Genomic DNA, 18,563 nt, shown 5'->3' with positions numbered 1-18,563 from the left:
CCCGGGTCCAGCGTATCGGCGACTTCCGACGAAACCTCCGGATCGCCGGGGCCGGAGGCCGAGTTGCCCACACCCCGGCCTGGTTGTGGGCAACCGGTGCGCCGTCCTCAGCTCCGGACGGCCGCGGCCACGCGGGCCGCGTCCTCGATGCCGCGCTCCGGGGGCTCCTCCGGCAGCGGCAGCAGCACCACCGAGCCGCTGCCGGCCTCGTGCAGGGCGCGGACCGCCGCCGCGCAGGTGCCGACGTCTCCGCAGATGGCCAAGCGGTCGATCCACTCCGGACGCAGGCCAGCCGCCAGCTCGTCCACTGTGGACGTCGAATCCAGCAGGGCCAGCAGCTCGCCGGCGAACGGCAAGCCCTCGAGCTGCACCCGCGAGCCCGGGTTCAGGGACTCCGCGACCGTCCGGCGGGCCCGCTCGCGGTCGCCCAGGGCCAGCCAGTTGTACGTCACCACGGCGTGGTGGGGTGGCGCTCCCGTCGCCGCGCGGCCCGGTGCGATGCCCGCCAGCGCCGTCCGGACGTACTCCGGCGGGGCCGGCTCGGCCAGGATCGTGCCGTCCGCCGCCGCGCCCGCCACCGCGAGTGACTTCGGGCGGCGGACGCCCGCCACCAGCGGGGGCGGGGATGACGGCGGGAACACCAGCTCGACCCCGTCGAGGTGGACGTGCCTGCCGTCCATCGAGACGCGCTCGCCCGCCAGCAGCCGCCGGACCGCCAGCAGCGTCTCCTCCAGCGCCGCCAGCGGCGACTCCGGGTACGCGCCGATCTGCCGCATCCACGACGCGACGCCGTGGCCGAACCCGGCGATCAGCCGGTCCGGGTGCAGCTCGGCCAGCGCCGCGACCTCCATCGCCGCGATCGCCGGGTTGCGCGCCACCGCCGGCAGCACGCCGACGCCCACCTTGATCGTCGACGTCACCGCCAGCGCCGTCGCGACCGTGGCGACGCCGGCCGCCCAGAAGCAGTCCTCGACCAGCCACAGCTCGTCGAGACCCGCGTCTTCGGCCTGGCGGGCGAGGTCGCGCAGCTTCGACGGCGGCTGCTCGCGGTTGATCCGGACACCCACGGACGAGGTCGGTGTGTACACGCGCGGCTCCTGTTCAGATCCGGGAAAACGCGGGCGCGTACTCGAACGCGCCTGCTTGGGTGGGCTCGTAGGCGGCCAGCGTCCGCGCCTGGAAGTACCGGCCCCACTGCGGGTCCGGGGCGGTGATCGACAGGTCCGACGCCGTGACGAACCCGAACCGCGAGTAGTAGGCCGGCTCGCCGAGCAGGACGACCAGGCCGTGGCCGAGCGCGTCCGCCGCGGCGACCACGGCGTGCACCAGCGCCGAGCCGACGCCGACGGCCTGGTGCGCGGGCAGCACGCCGAGCGGGCCGAGCCCGACCGCGGCCGCCGTGTCTTCGCCGAGGCGGCTCCGGCTGCAGCACACGTGCCCGACGACTTCGCCGTCGCGGACGGCCACGAGCGACAGTGCGTTGATCAGATCGCCTTCGGCGCGGAGCTCGTCGACGAGAGGCGCTTCGATAGGGGTGACGCCCGCTTCGCGTCGGAACGCTTCACTGTGGACGGCGTGGATCGCCGACCGATCGGCGGGCGTCTCGCGGCGGATCAGCATGACTGTCACCTTGCCGTGAACCGGCGTCCGATGGAAATCGTTTTCCCGGGCCGACTTTGGTAGGGGACCGTTCGAGTGGTTCTCGAACAGGGCAAACCAGACGATCTACCGAGGTCAGCGGACTGCGACCTACAGTGCCGTCACGTTCCACGTGAACGCGCTTCACGTCTCACCCCCTGGCGATCCGGCGGCGCTGCCGCCCGGTCGACCTTGCCCAGAAAGGGACGAACCTTGCGCAATTCTCGGGGCTTGTTGAGCAGAGTCGGTGTCCTGACGGCCGTTTCGGCACTGACCGTGTTGGGTGGCAACGCCGTCGCGACCGCGAGCGAAGGCAGCATCGTCGGCGCCGGCAGTGCCGACGCCGTCAAGGACAGCTACATCGTCGTCTTCAAGGACGGCACCGCGGTGGAGAGCGCGGCGAAGGACGTCACGAGCCGCCACGGCGGCACGATCGCCAGGACGTTCTCCGCGGCTCTGCGCGGCTTCACCGGCACGATGTCCGAGACGCAGGCGAAGCGCATCGCGGCCGACCGCACGGTGTCCTATGTGGAACAGAACCAGGTCGTGCGCGCGACCGCCGATCAGCTGAACCCGCCCTCGTGGGGGCTGGATCGGGTCGACCAGCGGAACCTGCCGCTCGACCAGAAGTACAGCTACAGCACCACGGCGTCGAACGTGCGTGCGTACGTGATCGACACCGGCATCAACCTGACGCACAGCACCTTCGGCGGCCGGGCGACGTCGGGCTACGACTTCGTCGACAACGACAGCAACGCCACCGACTGCCAGGGCCACGGCACGCACGTCGCCGGCACCATCGGCGGCTCGCAGTACGGCCTGGCCAAGGAGGTCAAGCTGGTCGCCGTGCGCGTGCTCAACTGCAGCGGCTCCGGCACGACGGCGGGTGTCATCTCCGGCGTCGACTGGGTGACGGCGAACGCGGTCAAGCCAGCCGTGGCGAACATGAGCCTCGGCGGTGGCACCTCGAGCACGCTCGACTCCGCGGTGCAGCGCTCGATCAACGCGGGCATCACCTACGGTCTCGCGGCGGGCAACGACAACGGCGCCAACGCGTGCAACGGCTCGCCGGGCCGCGTCGCGGCGGGCATCACCGTCGGCGCGACGACGTCCACCGACGCTCGCGCCAGCTACAGCAACATCGGCTCCTGCCTCGACATCTTCGCGCCGGGCAGCAGCATCACCTCGTCGTGGATCGGCAGCACCACCGCCACCAACTCGATCAGCGGCACGTCGATGGCGACCCCGCACGTCGTCGGCGCGGCGGCGCTGTACCTGGCCGCGAACCCGGGTGCGACGCCGCAGCAGGTCCGCGACGCCCTCGTGGCCAACGGCACCCCCGGCAAGGTGACCAACGCCGGCAGCGGTTCGCCGAACGTCCTGCTCTACACGGGCACCGGCACGACCCCGCCGCCGCCGACCTGCGGCACCGTCACCAACGGCACCGATGTCGCCATCCCCGACAACGGCGCCGCCGTCACCAGCACCGTGAGCGTCTCGGGCTGCGCCCGCAACGCGTCCGCGACGACGGCCGTGGAGGTCCACATCGTCCACACCTACGTCGGTGACGTGGTGATCGACCTGGTCGCGCCGGACGGCTCGGCCTACCGGCTGAAGAACTCCAGCAGCGACTCGAGCAACGACATCAACACGACGTACAGCGCGAACGTCTCGGGTGAGGCCGCGAACGGCACCTGGACGCTGCGGGTCCAGGACGTCGCCGCGATCGACACGGGCCGCATCGACACCTGGTCGCTGACCGTCTGAGCCAGACTGCCCCGCTGAGTGATTTGCACTGAAAGGCCCGCCCCGGCCGCGCGAATGGCCTAGTGTCACGATTCGTGCAACAAGGACCTCAGTACCCGTACCAGCCGTACCAGCCGCAGTACCCGGGCTACCCGCCGCCGAAGTCCGGCGGGAAGACCGCGCTGGTCGTCGTGCTGGTCGTGCTCGGAGTCCTCGTACTGGCCGGGGCGGGCGTCGGTGCGTTCTTCCTGCTGACCGCCGACCAGAAGCGGTCCGCCGCCGCGCCGTCCTCGACCGCTCCGGCCGGCGAACCCGACAAGTACTCGTCGCTGCCGCGGTGCAGCGAGGTCGGGAGCCGGATGAACAACCTGCCGCCGCTGTCGAGTGATTCCCCCGCCGAACCGGCGAGCACGTCGGACGACAAGATCCAGCTGTCGCAGCTGAGCTGCTCGTGGATGAAGTCCGGCTCCTCCTCCGGCACGCTCTCGATGTTCCTGGCCAAGTCGAACCAGCCGGGTTCGGGGGACGGGCCCGGGTACGCGAAGGCGGGCTACGAGAACGCGGTGGACGACGGCGCCAAGCCGATCACCGAGAAGATCGGGAAGGCGACGAAGGCGGCGGACGTCGACTACGACCAGAGCGGCGCCCTGCAGTGCGGTGTGCGGTTCTACCAGGGCAACGTCGACGTGACCGTGATCGTCACGGCGGCCGACACGACGGACCGCAACGTCGAACGGTGCCGGCGCAACGCCCACAGCCTGGCCAAAGCGGCGTCGGAATCCCTCGAGTAAGGACACACACGAAGAAGGCCTCCTCCCGGCGAACCGGGAGGAGGCCTTCTTCGTGCTCAAGCGATCACTCGAACGCCTTCGCGATCAGCGCCTTCTGCTCGACCTCGTGCACCTTCGACGAACCCGCCGACGGGGCCGCCATCGGGCGGCGGGACACGACCTGCAGGCCCGAGAGGACCTCCGGGAACTTCCGGGGCAGGTTCAGGCCGAAGAACGGCCACGCACCCTGGTTCTCCGGCTCCTCCTGGACCCACGCGACCTGCGTCGCGTTCGTGTACCGCTCCAGCGCCGCCAGCAGCTTCTTCTTCGGCAGCGGGTAGTACTGCTCGATCCGCACGATCGCGACGTCGTCGGCCTCGCGCTTCGTTCGCTCAGCGACCAGCTCCCAGTACAGCTTCCCGGAGGTCAGCAGCACCTTCCGGATCTTCGCCGGGTCCGGCGTGACGTCGTCGATGACGGACTTGAACCGGCTCTCGCCGGTGAAGTCCTCGACGCCCGACGTCGCGGCCTTGTTGCGCAGCATCGACTTCGGCGTGAAGACGACCAGCGGACGCTGGATGCCGTCGAGGGCGTGGCGGCGCAGCAGGTGGAAGTAGTTCGCCGGGGTGGACGGCACCGCCACCGTCATCGAGCCCTCCGCGCACAGCGAGAGGAACCGCTCGATGCGGCCGGAGGTGTGGTCCGGGCCCTGGCCCTCGTGGCCGTGCGGCAGCAGCAGCACGACGTCCGAACGCTGGCCCCACTTGGCCTCGCCCGAGGAGATGTACTCGTCGATGACCGTCTGGGCGCCGTTGACGAAGTCGCCGAACTGCGCTTCCCACATGACCAGCGACTCGGGGTTGGCCACCGAGTAGCCGTACTCGAAGCCGACGGCCGCGTACTCCGACAGTGCCGAGTCGTAGATCATCACGCGGCCCTGGCCGTCGGCCAGGTTCTGCAGCGGCGAGTACTCCTGGCCGGTCTTGCGGTCGATGAACACCGAGTGCCGCTGGGTGAACGTGCCGCGGCGGGAGTCCTGGCCCGACAGCCGGACGAGCCGGCCCTCCATCGCCAGCGACCCGAACGCCAGCAGCTCGCCGAACGCCCAGTCGATGTCGCCTTCGCGGGACATCTTGTGGCGGCGCTCCATGACCGGCTTGACGCGCGGGTGCGGGGTGAAGCCGTCCGGCACGTTCACGAACGCGTCGCCGATGTGCTCCAGCGTCTTGCTGGTGATCGCCGTCGCGACCTTGGCCGGCACCTGCTGCTCCTCCTCGACGGAGGGGCTCGCCTTCGCCGGGTGCTTCTCCAGCTCGCGGACCTCGTTGAAGACGTGCTCCAGCTGGCTCGAGAAGTCGCGCAACGCGGCCTCGGCCTCCTCGACGGAGATGTCGCCGCGGCCGATCAGCGACTCGGTGTAGGTCTTCCGCACCGAACGCTTGGTGTCGATGATGTCGTACATCGCCGGCTGCGTCATCGAGGGGTCGTCGCCCTCGTTGTGGCCGCGGCGGCGGTAGCAGATCAGGTCGATGACGACGTCCTTGTGGAACGCCTGCCGGTACTCGACGGCCAGCTTGGCCACCCAGTGCGCGGCCTCCGGGTCGTCGCCGTTCACGTGGAAGATCGGCGAGCCGATCATCTTCGCGACGTCGGTGGCGTACTGCGACGAGCGCGAGTGCTCCGGCGCGGTCGTGAACCCGACCTGGTTGTTGACGATGACGTGCACGGTGCCGCCGGTGCGGTACCCGCGCAGCAGCGACAGGTTCAGCGTCTCGGCGACGACGCCCTGGCCCGCGAAGGCCGCGTCGCCGTGCATGAGGACCGGCAGCACGGTGTAGCCCTCGCCGCCCTTGTCCAGGATGTCCTGCTTGGCGCGGACGATGCCCTCGAGCACCGGGTCGACCGTCTCCAGGTGGGACGGGTTCGCCGTCAGCGACACCTTCGTCTCGCCGTCGCCGAACATCCGGAAGTACTTGCCCTCGGCGCCGAGGTGGTACTTCACGTCACCGGAACCGTGCGCCTGGCCCGGGTCGAGGTTGCCCTCGAACTCCTGGAAGATCTGGCTGATCGGCTTGCCGACGATGTTGGCCAGCACGTTCAGCCGTCCGCGGTGCGGCATGCCGATGACGACCTCGTCGAGCTCGTGCTCGGCGGCCTTGTCGAGGATGGTGTCGAGCAGCGGGATCGCCGTCTCGCCGCCTTCCAGCGAGAACCGCTTCTGGCCGACGTACTTGGTCTGCAGGAACGTCTCGAACGCCTCGGCGGCGTTGAGCTTCGAGAGCACGTACTTCTGGACCGCGGGGTCCGGCTTCTCGTGCGGGACCTCGACGCGCTCCTGGATCCAGCGGCGCTCCTCGGGGTCGAGGATGTGGGTGTACTCGATGCCGACCGTGCGGCAGTACGAGTTGCGCAGCACGCCCAGGATGTCGCGCAGCTTCATCCGCTCCTGGCCGGCGAAGCCGCCGACCGGGAACTCGCGGTCGAGGTCCCAGAGGGTGAGGCCGTGGGACAGCACGTCGAGATCGGCGTGGCTGCGCTGGCGGTAGTTCAGCGGGTCGGTGTCGGCCATCAGGTGGCCGCGCATCCGGAACGCGTCGATCAGCTCGATCACGCGGGCGGTCTTGTCGACCGGGCCGTCCGGGATGTCGGCGACCCAGCGGATCGGCTCGTACGGCAGGCGCAGGCTGGTGAAGACGTCGTCATAGAAGCCGTCTTCGCCGAGCAGCAGCTCGTGGATGCGCTTGAGGAACTCGCCCGACTCCGCGCCCTGGATGATGCGGTGGTCGTAGGTCGAGGTCAGCGTCATGATCTTGCTGATGCCGAGGTCGACCAGGGTCTTCTCGCTGGTGCCCTCGAACGCGGCCGGGTACTGCATGGCGCCGACGCCGATGATCGCGCCCTGGCCGGCCTGCAGGCGCGGCACCGAGTGGTTGGTGCCGATGCCGCCCGGGTTGGTCAGCGAGATCGTGGTGCCGGAGAAGTCGTCGGCCGTGAGCTTGTTGTTGCGGGCCTTCTTGACGATCTCCTCGTACGCCTGCCAGAACTGCAGGAACGACATGTCCTCGACGCCCTTGATCGAGGCGACGACGAGGTTGCGCGAGCCGTCCTTGCCCTTCATGTCGATCGCGAGCCCGAAGTTGACGTGGTCCGGCGTGACCGCGAACGGCTTCCCGTCGATCAGCTGGTAGTGCCGGTTCATGTTCGGGAAGTTCTTCAGCGCCCGCACCATGGCGTAGCCGATGAGGTGCGTGAACGAGATCTTGCCGCCGCGGGTGCGCTTGAGGTGGTTGTTGATGACGATGCGGTTGTCCGCCATCAGCTTCGCCGGGACCGCGCGCACGCTGGTCGCGGTCGGGACGCTCAGCGAGGCGTCCATGTTCTTGGCGATGGCCGCCGCGGCGCCGCGCAGCTGCTTCGACTCCGGCTCGTCCTTCTTCGCGTCGGCCTTGGGCTCGGCCTTCGCGGCCGCCGGCTTCGGCGCGGCCTTGGCCGCGGGCTTCGGCGCCGCCTTCTCCTCCGGCTTGGCGGGCGAGGCCTGCTTGGCCGCAGACTCCGCGTTGCGCACCGCCGTGGCCGACGGCTGCGAGGCCTGGCCGTTGGTGGCGGGCTTGGCGTCGGCCTGCTGCTGCCGGGCGGTGTCCGCCTTGGCCTGCGCGTTCTGCGTCGGCTTGAAGTCCGCGAAGAAGTCGTGCCAGGCGGCATCGACTGAAGAAGGGTCGGCGAGGAACTGGTCGTACATCTCTTCGACCAGCCACTCGTTGGGGCCGAACTGTGACGCAGGGCTGCTGCTGGACACGGCTGGGGCTCGCCTCTATCCGTCTCGATCTCGATCTTGAATCCGCTGATGCGTCTACCAGGCTAACCCCCTCGGTGACCGCGATGTGATGGAACCGGCTTGTGTGAGGCGAGGCGCACTAGGGTATCGGTCACTGACTCGATCAAGATGTGCTAAGGGAACCTTAAGCTCTGGACCCGGTACAGGGTTTCCGGGCCTGGTGCGGGCACTGTTTCAGCCCGTCGCGCCGATGGCCTTGGCGAGTTCTTCGCCGAGCGGGTACGGCGGCTCGTACGGCACGAGCTTGACGGCCAGGTGGAGCTGGTCGGTGGCCAGGAGGCCGGCGATGTCCCGCATGACCGGCGTGACGTCGGTGACGGCGGTGGTCCACTCGTCGACGTAGTGGTCGACGGCCTCGCCACTGAGGGTGAGCTGGATCGCTTGGAAGTTCAGCGCGGTGTGGTCGAGATCTCGCTCGGGCTCCCACTGGACGAGCACCGGCCCTGGATGGGCCAGCGCCCACTCGAAGCCTTCGCGGGTGAGGTCGACCGCGAGGATGCGCTCGTGGCCGGGCTCGCGCCCGTTGCCGCTGCGGTGGGCCGCACCGCGGAACGACGGCGTGACCTGCACCGTCCCGCCCCGCTCGAAAGCCTGCTTCCCGAGTGCGGCGTCGGCGACCGCGGGCGAGCAGGCCTGGTAGACCCGGACGGTTGTCTCGGTCCGCGCTGCCCGGATCTGCCGGTCGGGGACCCGCTGCTCTTCGAACATGCCCGCCATCCTCCCAGGTTCCAGCCCCGCCAACCCGGATCTCGCGTGATCAGGGCCGTAACTCGCGTGATCGAAGGCGGAACTGGCGAGTTACGGCTTCAATCACGCGAGTTCCGGCCTGGATCACGCGAGTTACGGCTTCAGCCCAGGGCCCAGAGGCGGGCGTAGGGGCCGTTGGCGGCCAGGAGCTCCTCGTGGGTTCCGGTCTCCGCGATGCGGCCGTGGTCCAGGACCACGATGCGGTCCGCGCGGGCCGCCGTCGCCAGGCGGTGGGCGACCACGAACGTCGTGCGGCGGCGGGCCACCGTCTCCGTGGCGCGCAGGACCGCCGCCTCCGTCGAGGGGTCCAGGGCCGCCGTGGCCTCGTCGAGCAGGAGGACGTCCGGGTCCACCAGCTCCGCCCTCGCCAAGGCGACCAGCTGGCGCTGGCCCGCCGAAAGCGACCGGCCGCGCTCGCCCACCGGCTGCAGGAAGCCCGACGGCAGGGCCGCGACACCGTCGAGGGCGCCCACCGCCCGGACCGCGGCCTCCACCTCCGCGTCCGTCGCCGACGGGCGGCCGTAGCGGACGTTGTCGGCCACCGTGCCCGAGAACAGGTGGGCCTCCTGCGGCACCACGCCCATCCGGCGCCGCAGCCCTGCCAGGTCGTACTCCCGGACGTCCGTGCCGTCGATCCGGACCTCGCCGCCGGTGACGTCGTAGTAGCGCGCCACCAGCTTCACCGCCGTCGACTTGCCCGCGCCGGTCGCGCCGACCAGCGCGATCGTCTCGCCGGCCGCGACGTCCAGCGAGAACTCGGCCAGCGCCGGCGTCTCGGCGCCGGTGTACGAGAAGTCGACCTCCTTGAACGAGACTTCGCCGCGCAGCCGGGGCGGCACCGCCACGGCGTTCTCCGCCGCCGGCACCGACGTCGGCGTGCGCAGCAGGTCGCCGATCCGGTTCAGGCCGACGCTCGCCTGCTGGTAGCCGTCGAACACCGCCGACAGCTGCTGGATCGGCGAGAAGAACTGCTGCAGGTAGAGCAGGAACGCGAGCAGCACGCCGGCCGACAGCGTGCCCGCCGCGACGCGGCTCGCGCCCACCACCAGCACCGTCGTCGTCGCCAGGTCCGACAGCAGCGCCACCAGCGGGAAGTACGTCGCCACGTACCGCTGGGCCCGCAGCCGCGAGCGCCGGTAGTCGTCGCTGCGCGAAGCGAACGCCGCCGCGGAGCGATCTTCGCGGGTGTACGCCTGCGCGACGCGCAACCCGCTCACGTTCTCCTGCATGTCCGCGTTCACGACGCTGACCCGCTCGCGAGCCTCGTTGTACGCCTTGGACGCCGACCGCCGGAAGATCACCGTGGCCACCGCCAGCACCGGCACCATCGCCAGCGCGTACAGCGCCAGCCCGGCGTCGGTCACCAGCAGCGCGGCCGTGATCCCGGCCAGCGTCAGCGCGCTGACCACCGCGGTGGCCAGCCCGGTCTGCAGGAACGTCGAGAGCGCGTCGACGTCCGTCGTCATCCGGGTCATGATCTTCCCGGACAGCTCCCGCTCGTAGTAGTCGAGCCCGAGCCGCTGCAGGTGCGCGTAGCTGCGGACGCGCAGCGCGTACAGCACCGACTCGCCCACCCGTGACGTCACCCGCGTCTGCGCGAAGACCACCAGCCAGTCGGCCGCGATCACCACGGCGCCGATCCCGGCGGCGAGCCACACCATCCACTCGACGCCGGTCCGCACGCCGTGGTCGACGCCGAACTGGTACAGCCCAGGCAGCGCGATCGACGCCAGCGCGTCCGCCGCCACCAACGCGATCACCAGTGCCAGCGGGCGGCGGACCGGCCGCAGCAGCCCGGCCAGCCGGAACTTCGGGTCGGGCGCGGTGACGTCCACACCGGGCAGCCGCGGCTCGTCGACGGCGGCAGGCAGCTTGCGCACACCCTCGATCAGCTCCGGCGTCGGCGGCACGTCCAGGCCGCCGCCCCCGCCGACGAACCCGCTGTTGTTCGGGTCTCCGCTGCGCATCCGCGCGGCTTCGGCCAGTGCTTCGGCTTCGTCGCGGCTCTCGTCACGCGGCCACAGCGACGGCGTGACACCGTCCTGGCCGCAGTCCAGGCCTTCGCAGCGGTGCTTCTCTTCGACGTCGTCGCCCGGGCCCGCCACCAGCTCGCGGAACAGGGGACAACGCGCCATCAGCTCCGCTTCGGTGCCGACGTCGACGACGCGGCCTTCGTCCAGCACCGCGATCCGGTCGGCCAGTGCGAGAGTGGACCGCCGGTGCGCGATCAGCAGGGTGGTCCGGGTTGCGGTGACCGACCGCAGGGTGTCGTGGATCGCCGCTTCGGTGACGGTGTCGATGGCCGACGTCGCGTCGTCGAGGACGAGGATCCGCGGGTCGGTGATCAGGGCCCTGGCCAGCCCGAGCCGCTGCCGCTGCCCGCCCGAGAGCGTCAGCCCGCGCTCCCCGACCAGCGTGTCGTAGCCGTCCGGCAGCGCGCGGATGAAGCCGTCCGCCTCCGCGGCCCTGGCCGCCGCGACGACCTCCTCCTCGGTGGCGTCCGGACGCCCGTAGGCGATGTTGTCCCGGATCGACGAGGAGAACAGGAACGCCTCTTCGAACACGACGCCGATCGCCTGCCGCAGCTGCCGCAGCGGAACGTCACGGACGTCGAGGCCGCCGACCCGCACCGCGCCCTCGTGCACGTCGTAGAACCGGGGCAGCAGCAGCGAGATCGTCGACTTCCCCGAGCCCGCGGTACCGACCAGCGCGAGCGTTTCGCCCGGGTTCGCGGTGACCGAAAGGCCGGCCAGCACCGGCTCGCTGCGGGTGTAGCCGAACCGGACGCCGTCGAGCTCCACGCCGAGCGGGCCGTCCGGCAGCGGCCGCGCGTCCGGGGCGTCCACGACCTCCGGCTGCGCGTCGATCAGCTCGTACACCCGCTCGGCGCCGGCCCGGGTGAGCTGGGCCTGCACGACCAGGCCGGACAGCATCCGGGCCGGGCCGATCAGCGTCGCGAGGTAGGTGGCGAAGGCCAGGAACGTACCGAGCGTGATGGACCCGTTCAGCGCGAGGACACCGCCGATGCCGAGCACGGCGACCTGGCCGGCGGCCGGCAGGGCGGCGGTGGTCGCCGTCGGGACCGCCGACAGCTTCGCCGCGCGAAGCCGCTCCCCGAACAGCTTGCGCGCGGTCGCTTCCAGCTTCGAGACTTCCCGCGCCTCCTGACCGAAGCCCTTGACCACCCGGACCCCGGTGACGGTCTCTTCGACCTGCTGCGCGACGTCGGCCGCGCGCTGCTGCGCCGACCACGTCGCCGGGAAGAGGCGCTTGCGGCTGCGCGCCACGATGATGCCGACCGCCGGCGTGACGACCAGCGCGATCAACGTCAGCACCGGGGACAGCCACAGCATCGCGACGAACGACAGCAGCGCGAAGACCACCGACCCGAACGACAACGGGACCTGCATCAGGATCCCGGTGACCAGCTGCAGATCGGAGATCGCGCGCGAGGCGACCTGGCCGGTGCGCAGGGCGTCCTGCTTGCCGCCGTCCAGCCGCGAAACGGCGTTGAAGACGCGCTGCCGCAAATCGTGCTGCACGTCGAGAGCGAGCTTCCCGCCGAGGTAGCGGCGCGCGAACGCGGTGCCGAAGGCGACCAGCTGCAGCACGACCAGGAAAACGGCGATCCCGGGCAACCCGCCGGTCTGCCCGGCCACCGCGTCGTCCACCGCCGTGCGCACCAGCAACGGGCTCGCGGCCTGCACACCCACGCCGAACGCGGCGGAGAGCAGCGACAGCACGACGAGCACGCGGTGCTCCCACGCCGCGGCGGACAGCCGGCGGATCCAGCCGGCTGTCTCGGCACGTGGGAGCTCTTGACGGGAGCGGGGCGGAGCGGTGGTCACGTTGTGACAGTAAGCGCCACCACCGACAAAATATTTCCGCGAACGCGACGAAGGCCACCTCGAGCAGCTCGAGGTGGCCTTCGTGGACAGCGAAAACTACGTGATGTCGCGCTTCTGGTTGCCCGCCCAGCCGAGGCCGAAGAACAGCATCGTCCACGCGAAGAAGATCAGCGCCGACGCCCACCACGAGATCACGCCCGGCGCGCCCGCCGCGAGCTGCAGGCCGAGCGCCGACCAGTGGTCGACGCCACCCGGCAGGTTGAGCGAGTTGATCCCGAACGCGTCCGCCGCGATCCCGCCCACGATCCCGTTGGCGGTGCCGTTCGGCAGGATCCCGCCCAAGATGTCGGCCGGCCCCCACAACGCGATGACCAGCACGTTCTCCACGATCAGGAACCACACCAGGAACAGCACCACGGCCAGCGGCACGCTGCGCAGCACCGCGCCGAACCCGATGCCGAACAACGTCACCAGCACCGAAGCCAGGATCGTCCCGCCGAGCGCGGCCAGCCACTGGCCCGCACTGGGCCACCGGCCGGAATCGACCGACGCCATCACCGCGATCGCGGAGACCCCGAAGCTCACCAGGCCGTAGATCGCGCCCCACGCCACGTACGTCAGCATCTTCGCGGTCAGCGCGGTGATCCGGTTCGGCGCCGTCAGGAACGTCGTCGTGATCGTCTTGCTGCGGTACTCCCCGGCCAGCGCGAAGACCCCGAACAGGCCGGGGATCAGCTGCGCGATGTTCACGCCGTGCGCGAACGCCAGCAGCCCGACCGGCAGCTTGCTCGCGTCCAAACCGACCGCACCCGCGATCTCGCGGGCGTCGGAACCGCCGATGTAGTCCGCGAAATCGTTCGTGATCTTGCCCCAGACGAACGTCAGCCAGAACGCCACCAGCGCCAGCGGGATCAGCAGCACCCACCACGTCTTCAGCGACAGCGTCTTGCGGAACTCCGCCTTGATCAGGTTCCCCATCACTGCTGCGGTCCTCCCCAGTGCTGCTGTTGCTGCTGCGGACCCGACGGCGGGCCCTGCTGGTAGTGCTGCTGCGGCGGATAACCGGGCGGCGGGCCCTGGAACTGCGGCTGCGGCGGATAACCCGGCGGCGGATGACCCGGCGCGCCGGCGTACTGACCCTGCGTCAGCTGGAAGAACATCCGCTCCAGATCGGCGTGCTCCTCCTGCATCCCGTAGACCGCGATCCCGGCCTTCGCCGCGATGTCCCCGATCTGCTGCACACTCGACCCGGCAACCGCGACCCGGCCGTCCGGCGTCGGCGAAACCCCGGTGATGCCGTTGTCCTGCATCGCCTTCACCAGCGCCGACGGATCCGCCGGCTGCACCAGCACCCGCGACTGCTGGCTCTTGCGCAACTGCTCCAGCGGACCGAAGTACCGCGTGACGCCCTGGCTGATGATGACGACCTGGTCGATCAGCTGCTCGACCTCGTTCAGCAAGTGGCTCGACACCAGCACCGTCCGCCGCTGCTCCCGCGCATAGGACCGCAGGAAGTTGCGCAGCCACAAGATGCCCTCGGGGTCGAGACCGTTCGTCGGCTCGTCCAGCACCAGCACCTGCGGATCACCCAGCAACGCCGTCGCCAGCGCCAGCCGCTGCCGCATCCCCAGCGAGAACCCGCCCGCCTTCCGGTCCGCGGCACTACCCAGACCCACCAGGCCCAGCACCTCGTCCGCACGCCGATCCGGCACCCCGATGGCCGCGGCGTACACCCGGAGGTGATTGCGCGCCGTCCGGCCCGGGTGGAACCCCTCGTTCTCCAGAACCGAGCCCACCACCCGCGCCGGATTCCCCAGCTGCGAGTGCGGCCGCCCGTTGATCGTCGCCGACCCCGACGTGGGCGTCACCAACCCGAGCAACATGCGCAACGTCGTCGTCTTGCCCGCCCCGTTCGGGCCGAGGAAGCCCGTCACCGAACCCGGTTCGACCGTGAAGCTGAGGTTCTGCACGGCGTTCACCGCACCGAACTGCTTGCTCAGGTTCTGCACCACAATCCGGCCACTGCCGTCGTGCATACCGTCCCCTAACGTTCCCCGCTGATGCGGCGTCATCCTGCCCTACCGGCGCCGCCCGCGCCCACGGAACACCCGAGAGCGACCTTCGTCACGTTGCGCTACCGGCCGATGGCGGCCCGACGCGGCTGACCAGAGGATTCGCGATCTTCGACCAGATCAACTTGGTAAAGAATTCGCGCGACTTGCCGACCCGGTGCAGCGAACTCCGCCCAACCCCTCTAAGCTAGGAACCGGCGGCCCGCTCCCAGTGACCCCCAGGCTGGTTGAGCGGGTCGCCCCTTCGTCTCTCATCGCGGCTTCGCCGCTCATGTCGACTCCGTCGTATCTCCCGGGGGGCCGAGCCCCCCGGACCCCCACGGTGCCTCCTGCGCGGCTTCCAGCCCTGCCGTGGTTCCTCCTCCCCTCCCCGCCGGCTGGTCGTGTGGGGTTGCCGTGGCTCTGCTCTGGGGGCCTTGTGGCACCGTTGGTTGGTGCGGATCTTGCTTGTTGAAGATGAACGGCGGCTTGCCGAGGCTCTTCGGGCTGGGTTGGGGGCTGAGGGGTATGCCGTTGATGTTGCCCGCAATGGGCGGGATGCGCTGTGGTATGCCGGGGAACATCGCTATGCCGCCATTGTGCTCGACATCATGCTTCCTGGGCTGAACGGGTATCGGGTCTGTCGGCGGCTGCGGGAACAGGGGGACCGGACGCCCATTCTGATGCTCACCGCCAAGGATGGGGAGGATGATGAGATCGAAGCCCTTGATACCGGGGCTGATGACTTCCTGCCCAAGCCGTTCTCCTATGGGGTGCTGCTTTCGCGGCTTCGCGCGCTCATTCGGCGTGGGGGTGCTGTCCGGGCCGGGGTGCTCAGACTGGGGGATCTGGAGCTTGACCAAGCCGGCCGGACCTGTCGGCGCGGGTCCGTCGGCATCGCGCTCACCAGTAAGGAGTTCGCTCTTCTCGCGTACCTGATGCAGCGGCCGGGGCAGGTTGTCACCAAGGTGGAGCTGCTCGACAACCTCTGGGACTTTGCCGCCTCCGCGACCGCCAACCTGGTGGAGGTGCACGTCAGCGCGCTGCGGCGCAAGATCGATGTTCCGTTCGGGGCCGAGACCATTCGGACCGTTCGCGGTGCCGGTTACCACGTGGTGACTGCGGGTGCTTAGCTCGTGTCCTCTTCGGAGCGTCGTGTTCGGGCGGGCGGCTGCTGCTGCTGCTGCTGGAAAAAGGGGGAGCGGGCTCCTGTCGTGGTGCGACAGGAACCCGCTCGGGTGAGGTTGGTCAGGCGAGGACGGTGTCCAGTGACGTGTGCGGCAGGTCGTGGGCGACCGCGACCGGGCCGTTCGTCAGGGCACCGGCGTGCGTGTTGAGGCCCTTGGCCAGCGCCGCGTCGGCCTGCAGCGCGGCCTTCCAGCCGTGCTCGGCCAGCTGGACCGCGTACGGCAGCGTGACGTTGGTGAGGCCGTAGGTCGAGGTCCGGGGCACCGCGCCCGGCATGTTCGCGACGCAGTAGAAGAGCGACTCGTGCACGGTGTAGGTCGGGTCGTCGTGCGTGGTCGGGCGCGAGTCGGCGAAGCAACCGCCCTGGTCGATCGCGATGTCGACGAGCACGCTGCCCGGCTTCATGCGGGCGACGAGTTCGTTCGAGACCAGCTTCGGCGCCTTCGCACCGGGGACGAGCACCGCGCCGATGACCAGGTCGGCCTGCAGCACGGACTCCTCGACCGACAGCCGGTTCGACGTCACCGTGCGGATGCGGCCGCCGAAGTCGTTGTCGATCTGGCGGAGGCGGTCGACGTTGGTGTCGAGGATCTCGACGTCCGAGCCGAGGCCGAGCGCGACGCGGGCGGCGTTCAGGCCCGCGACACCGCCGCCGATGACGACGACGCGCGCCGGGTGCACGCCGGGGATACCGCCGGGCAGCACACCGCGGCCGCCGCTGGGCTTCATCAGGGAGAACGCGCCGACCTGCGGGGCCAGCCGGCCCGCGACCTCGGACATCGGAGCGAGCAGCGGGAGCGCGCCGTTCGCGCTCTGCACCGTCTCGTAGGCGATCGCGGTGGTGCCGGCGGCCAGCAGCGCGTCCGTCAGCGGCCGGTCGGCGGCGATGTGCAGGTACGTGAAGAGGACCTGGTGGGCGCGCAGCCGGGGGTACTCCTCCGCGATCGGCTCCTTGACCTTGAGGACGAGCTCGCCCTCGGCCCAGGTCTCGTCGGCGGTGGCGAGGATCTTCGCGCCCGCGGCGACGTACTCCTCGTCGGTGATGGACGAGCCCACGCCGGCGCCGGTCTCGACGAAGACGTCGTGCCCGCGGCCGGCCAGCTCGTGCACCCCGGCCGGGGTCAGCGCGACCCGGTATTCGTGCTTCTTGATCTCACGGGGAACGGCGATACGCACGGTCGGCCTCCTGGGTCGGTCTGCGTCCGGAATCGGTGCGGTGTTGCCACTCACGGTGAACCACCCGGACGGCGGTGTCATCGTGCTGTCCCGACAGATCTGGACGGTATTCATGGTGCTGCCGCGACAAGGGTCTTGACCTCGACTTCACTTGAAGTTGCACCGTTGCGGCATGCGTGCGGTGTGGTTGAGAGAGTTCGGCAGTCCGGAAGTCCTCGTACCGGGGGAGGCGCCGGATCCGGTCCCCGGGCCGGGGCAGGTGCTGGTGGAGGTGGCGTTCGCGAACATCACGTTCGTCGAGACGCAGTTCCGGGCGGGCGCTCCGGGGCCGTTCCGGGCTTCGCTGCCGGTGATCCCCGGCAACGGCGTCGGCGGGGTGATCGGCGCGGTCGGCGCGGGGGTGGACCCAGGGCTGGTGGGGCGGCGGGTCGTCACGTCGACCGGCGGCTCGGGCGGGTACGCCGAGCGCGTCGCGGTGGACGCGGCGGCGGTGTTCGAGGTGCCGCCCACGCTGCCGCTCGACGCGGCGGTGGCACTCCTCGCGGACGGCCGGACGGCAACCGGCTTGGTGCAGGCGACCAGGGTCCGCCCGGGCGATCGAGTCCTGGTCGAGGCGGCGGCGGGTGGCGTCGGCGGCCTGCTCGTCCAGCTGGCGAAGGCGGCGGGCGCCACCGTGATCGGCGCGGCGGGCGGGCCGGCGAAGGTGGCGCACGTGCGCGGAGCCGACGCGGTGGTCGACTACCTGCGGCCGGACTGGACGTCCGCGGCCGGCCCGGTGGACGTCGTCTTCGACGGCGTGGGCGGCGAGATCGGCACGGCGGCGTTCGGCCTGGTGCGCCCGGGCGGCCGGATGGCGGTGTACGGGCTGGCGGGCGGATCGTGGGCCGAAGTGTCCGAAGAGGACGCCGCGGCGCGGGGAGTTTCGCTGGTGCGGTCGATCGGGGACCCGGCGGAGCTGCGGGCCTTCACGGAATCGGCACTGGCCTCGGCGGCGGCGGGAAAGCTGGTGCCGGTGATCGGGCAGCGCTTCCCGCTGGAGAAGGCGGCCGACGCCCACGCGGCGATCGAGTCGCGCACCGCGGTGGGGAAGACGTTGCTGGTCGCATGATCGACGACTTCCTCGCGCGGCCGTTGACGGCCCGGGTGGCCACGGACGGGCCGACGGTCCGGCCGACTTGGTACCTCTGGGAGGACGGCGCGTTCTGGATCCTCAGCGGCCCGTGGTCCCGCTTGCCGTCGCGGCTTCGCGAGCGGCCACGGATCGCGCTGACCGTGGACGTGTGCGAACTCGGCACGGGGGTCGTTCAGCAGGTTCTGGCGAGCGGCGATGCGGAGTTGCGGCCGTTCGACGTCGCGCGTGGCCGGCGGAAGCTGGTGCGATACCTGGGGGTGGACGAGGAGCGGTGGGATCCGCGGTTCCGCGAGTACCTGCACGGGGAGGTCGGCGCGGTTTGGGTGTACCTGCGGCCTTCACGGCTGGTGATGAACGACCTCAGCTACCGAGTGCCGTGAAGGCCTCCTCGATGAGCTCGAGGAGGCCTTCACGGTTTCCGCCGCGGGACGC

The 18,563-nt window shown here is 70.5% G+C and carries 13 protein-coding genes; 5 read left to right on the top strand and 8 right to left on the bottom strand.

Going from position 1 to position 18,563, the window contains the following annotated elements; genetic code table 11:
• Positions 1 to 107 precede the first annotated feature (107 nt).
• Positions 108 to 1,088: an LLM class flavin-dependent oxidoreductase gene (locus ACLJQE_RS42980; protein WP_410645626.1), complete on the bottom strand. Its 981-nt coding sequence runs from the start codon at positions 1,086 to 1,088 to the stop codon at positions 108 to 110.
• Between the two features lie 13 nt (positions 1,089 to 1,101).
• Positions 1,102 to 1,620, bottom strand: coding sequence for a GNAT family N-acetyltransferase (locus ACLJQE_RS42975; protein WP_410645625.1), 519 nt, complete (start codon positions 1,618 to 1,620; stop codon positions 1,102 to 1,104).
• A gap of 231 nt (positions 1,621 to 1,851) precedes the next feature.
• Between ACLJQE_RS42975 and ACLJQE_RS42970 the strand changes: the two genes are divergently transcribed.
• A complete protein-coding gene (locus ACLJQE_RS42970) occupies positions 1,852 to 3,405 on the top strand; it encodes a S8 family peptidase (RefSeq protein ID WP_410645624.1) in 1,554 nt (517 codons plus the stop codon).
• Between the two features lie 74 nt (positions 3,406 to 3,479).
• Positions 3,480 to 4,175: a hypothetical protein gene (locus ACLJQE_RS42965; RefSeq protein ID WP_410645623.1), complete on the top strand. Its 696-nt coding sequence runs from the start codon at positions 3,480 to 3,482 to the stop codon at positions 4,173 to 4,175.
• A 64-nt stretch (positions 4,176 to 4,239) separates the two neighbouring features.
• Here ACLJQE_RS42965 and ACLJQE_RS42960 read toward each other — a convergent pair whose 3' ends face one another.
• The 5 genes from ACLJQE_RS42960 to ACLJQE_RS42940 all read right to left on the bottom strand — a co-directional run bounded on the left by ACLJQE_RS42960 (position 4,240) and on the right by ACLJQE_RS42940 (position 14,620).
• A complete protein-coding gene (locus ACLJQE_RS42960) occupies positions 4,240 to 7,950 on the bottom strand; it encodes a multifunctional oxoglutarate decarboxylase/oxoglutarate dehydrogenase thiamine pyrophosphate-binding subunit/dihydrolipoyllysine-residue succinyltransferase subunit (RefSeq protein ID WP_410645622.1) in 3,711 nt (1,236 codons plus the stop codon).
• Between the two features lie 213 nt (positions 7,951 to 8,163).
• Positions 8,164 to 8,697, bottom strand: coding sequence for a DUF4291 family protein (locus ACLJQE_RS42955; protein ID WP_410645621.1), 534 nt, complete (start codon positions 8,695 to 8,697; stop codon positions 8,164 to 8,166).
• A 140-nt stretch (positions 8,698 to 8,837) separates the two neighbouring features.
• Complete coding sequence (locus tag ACLJQE_RS42950) at positions 8,838 to 12,584, bottom strand: ABC transporter ATP-binding protein (protein ID WP_410645620.1); 3,747 nt, start codon at positions 12,582 to 12,584, stop codon at positions 8,838 to 8,840.
• 96 nt (positions 12,585 to 12,680) lie between these two features.
• Positions 12,681 to 13,562, bottom strand: coding sequence for an ABC transporter permease subunit (locus ACLJQE_RS42945; protein WP_410645619.1), 882 nt, complete (start codon positions 13,560 to 13,562; stop codon positions 12,681 to 12,683).
• The gene (locus ACLJQE_RS42940; protein ID WP_410645618.1) at positions 13,562 to 14,620 is read right to left on the bottom strand and encodes an ABC transporter ATP-binding protein; all 1,059 of its coding nucleotides are present in this window, start codon (positions 14,618 to 14,620) and stop codon (positions 13,562 to 13,564) included. Before ACLJQE_RS42940 ends, ACLJQE_RS42945 begins: the two co-directional genes overlap by 1 nt.
• Positions 14,621 to 15,090: 470 nt before the next feature.
• Here ACLJQE_RS42940 and ACLJQE_RS42935 point away from each other — a divergent pair, with 470 nt between their 5' ends.
• On the top strand, positions 15,091 to 15,768 hold the full coding sequence (locus ACLJQE_RS42935; protein WP_410645617.1) for a response regulator transcription factor: 678 nt from the start codon (positions 15,091 to 15,093) through the stop codon (positions 15,766 to 15,768).
• A gap of 115 nt (positions 15,769 to 15,883) precedes the next feature.
• Here the strand turns inward: ACLJQE_RS42935 and ald are convergent, their stop codons facing one another.
• Positions 15,884 to 16,999, bottom strand: a complete 1,116-nt coding sequence (ald, locus tag ACLJQE_RS42930; RefSeq protein WP_410645616.1) for an alanine dehydrogenase — start codon at positions 16,997 to 16,999, stop codon at positions 15,884 to 15,886.
• Between the two features lie 172 nt (positions 17,000 to 17,171).
• Between ald and ACLJQE_RS42925 the strand changes: the two genes are divergently transcribed.
• Positions 17,172 to 18,107, top strand: coding sequence for a zinc-binding dehydrogenase (locus tag ACLJQE_RS42925; RefSeq protein ID WP_410645615.1), 936 nt, complete (start codon positions 17,172 to 17,174; stop codon positions 18,105 to 18,107).
• Positions 18,104 to 18,511: a pyridoxamine 5'-phosphate oxidase family protein gene (locus ACLJQE_RS42920; RefSeq protein WP_410645614.1), complete on the top strand. Its 408-nt coding sequence runs from the start codon at positions 18,104 to 18,106 to the stop codon at positions 18,509 to 18,511. Before ACLJQE_RS42925 ends, ACLJQE_RS42920 begins: the two co-directional genes overlap by 4 nt.
• Positions 18,512 to 18,563 lie beyond the last annotated feature (52 nt).

Origin of the sequence: Amycolatopsis sp. lyj-346 (assembly GCF_046548975.1) — a bacterium.
Classification (GTDB): Bacteria; Actinomycetota; Actinomycetes; order Mycobacteriales; family Pseudonocardiaceae; genus Amycolatopsis.
The sequence above is the reverse complement of the archived record's forward strand: the minus strand, read 5'-3'. Positions and strand labels throughout refer to the sequence as shown.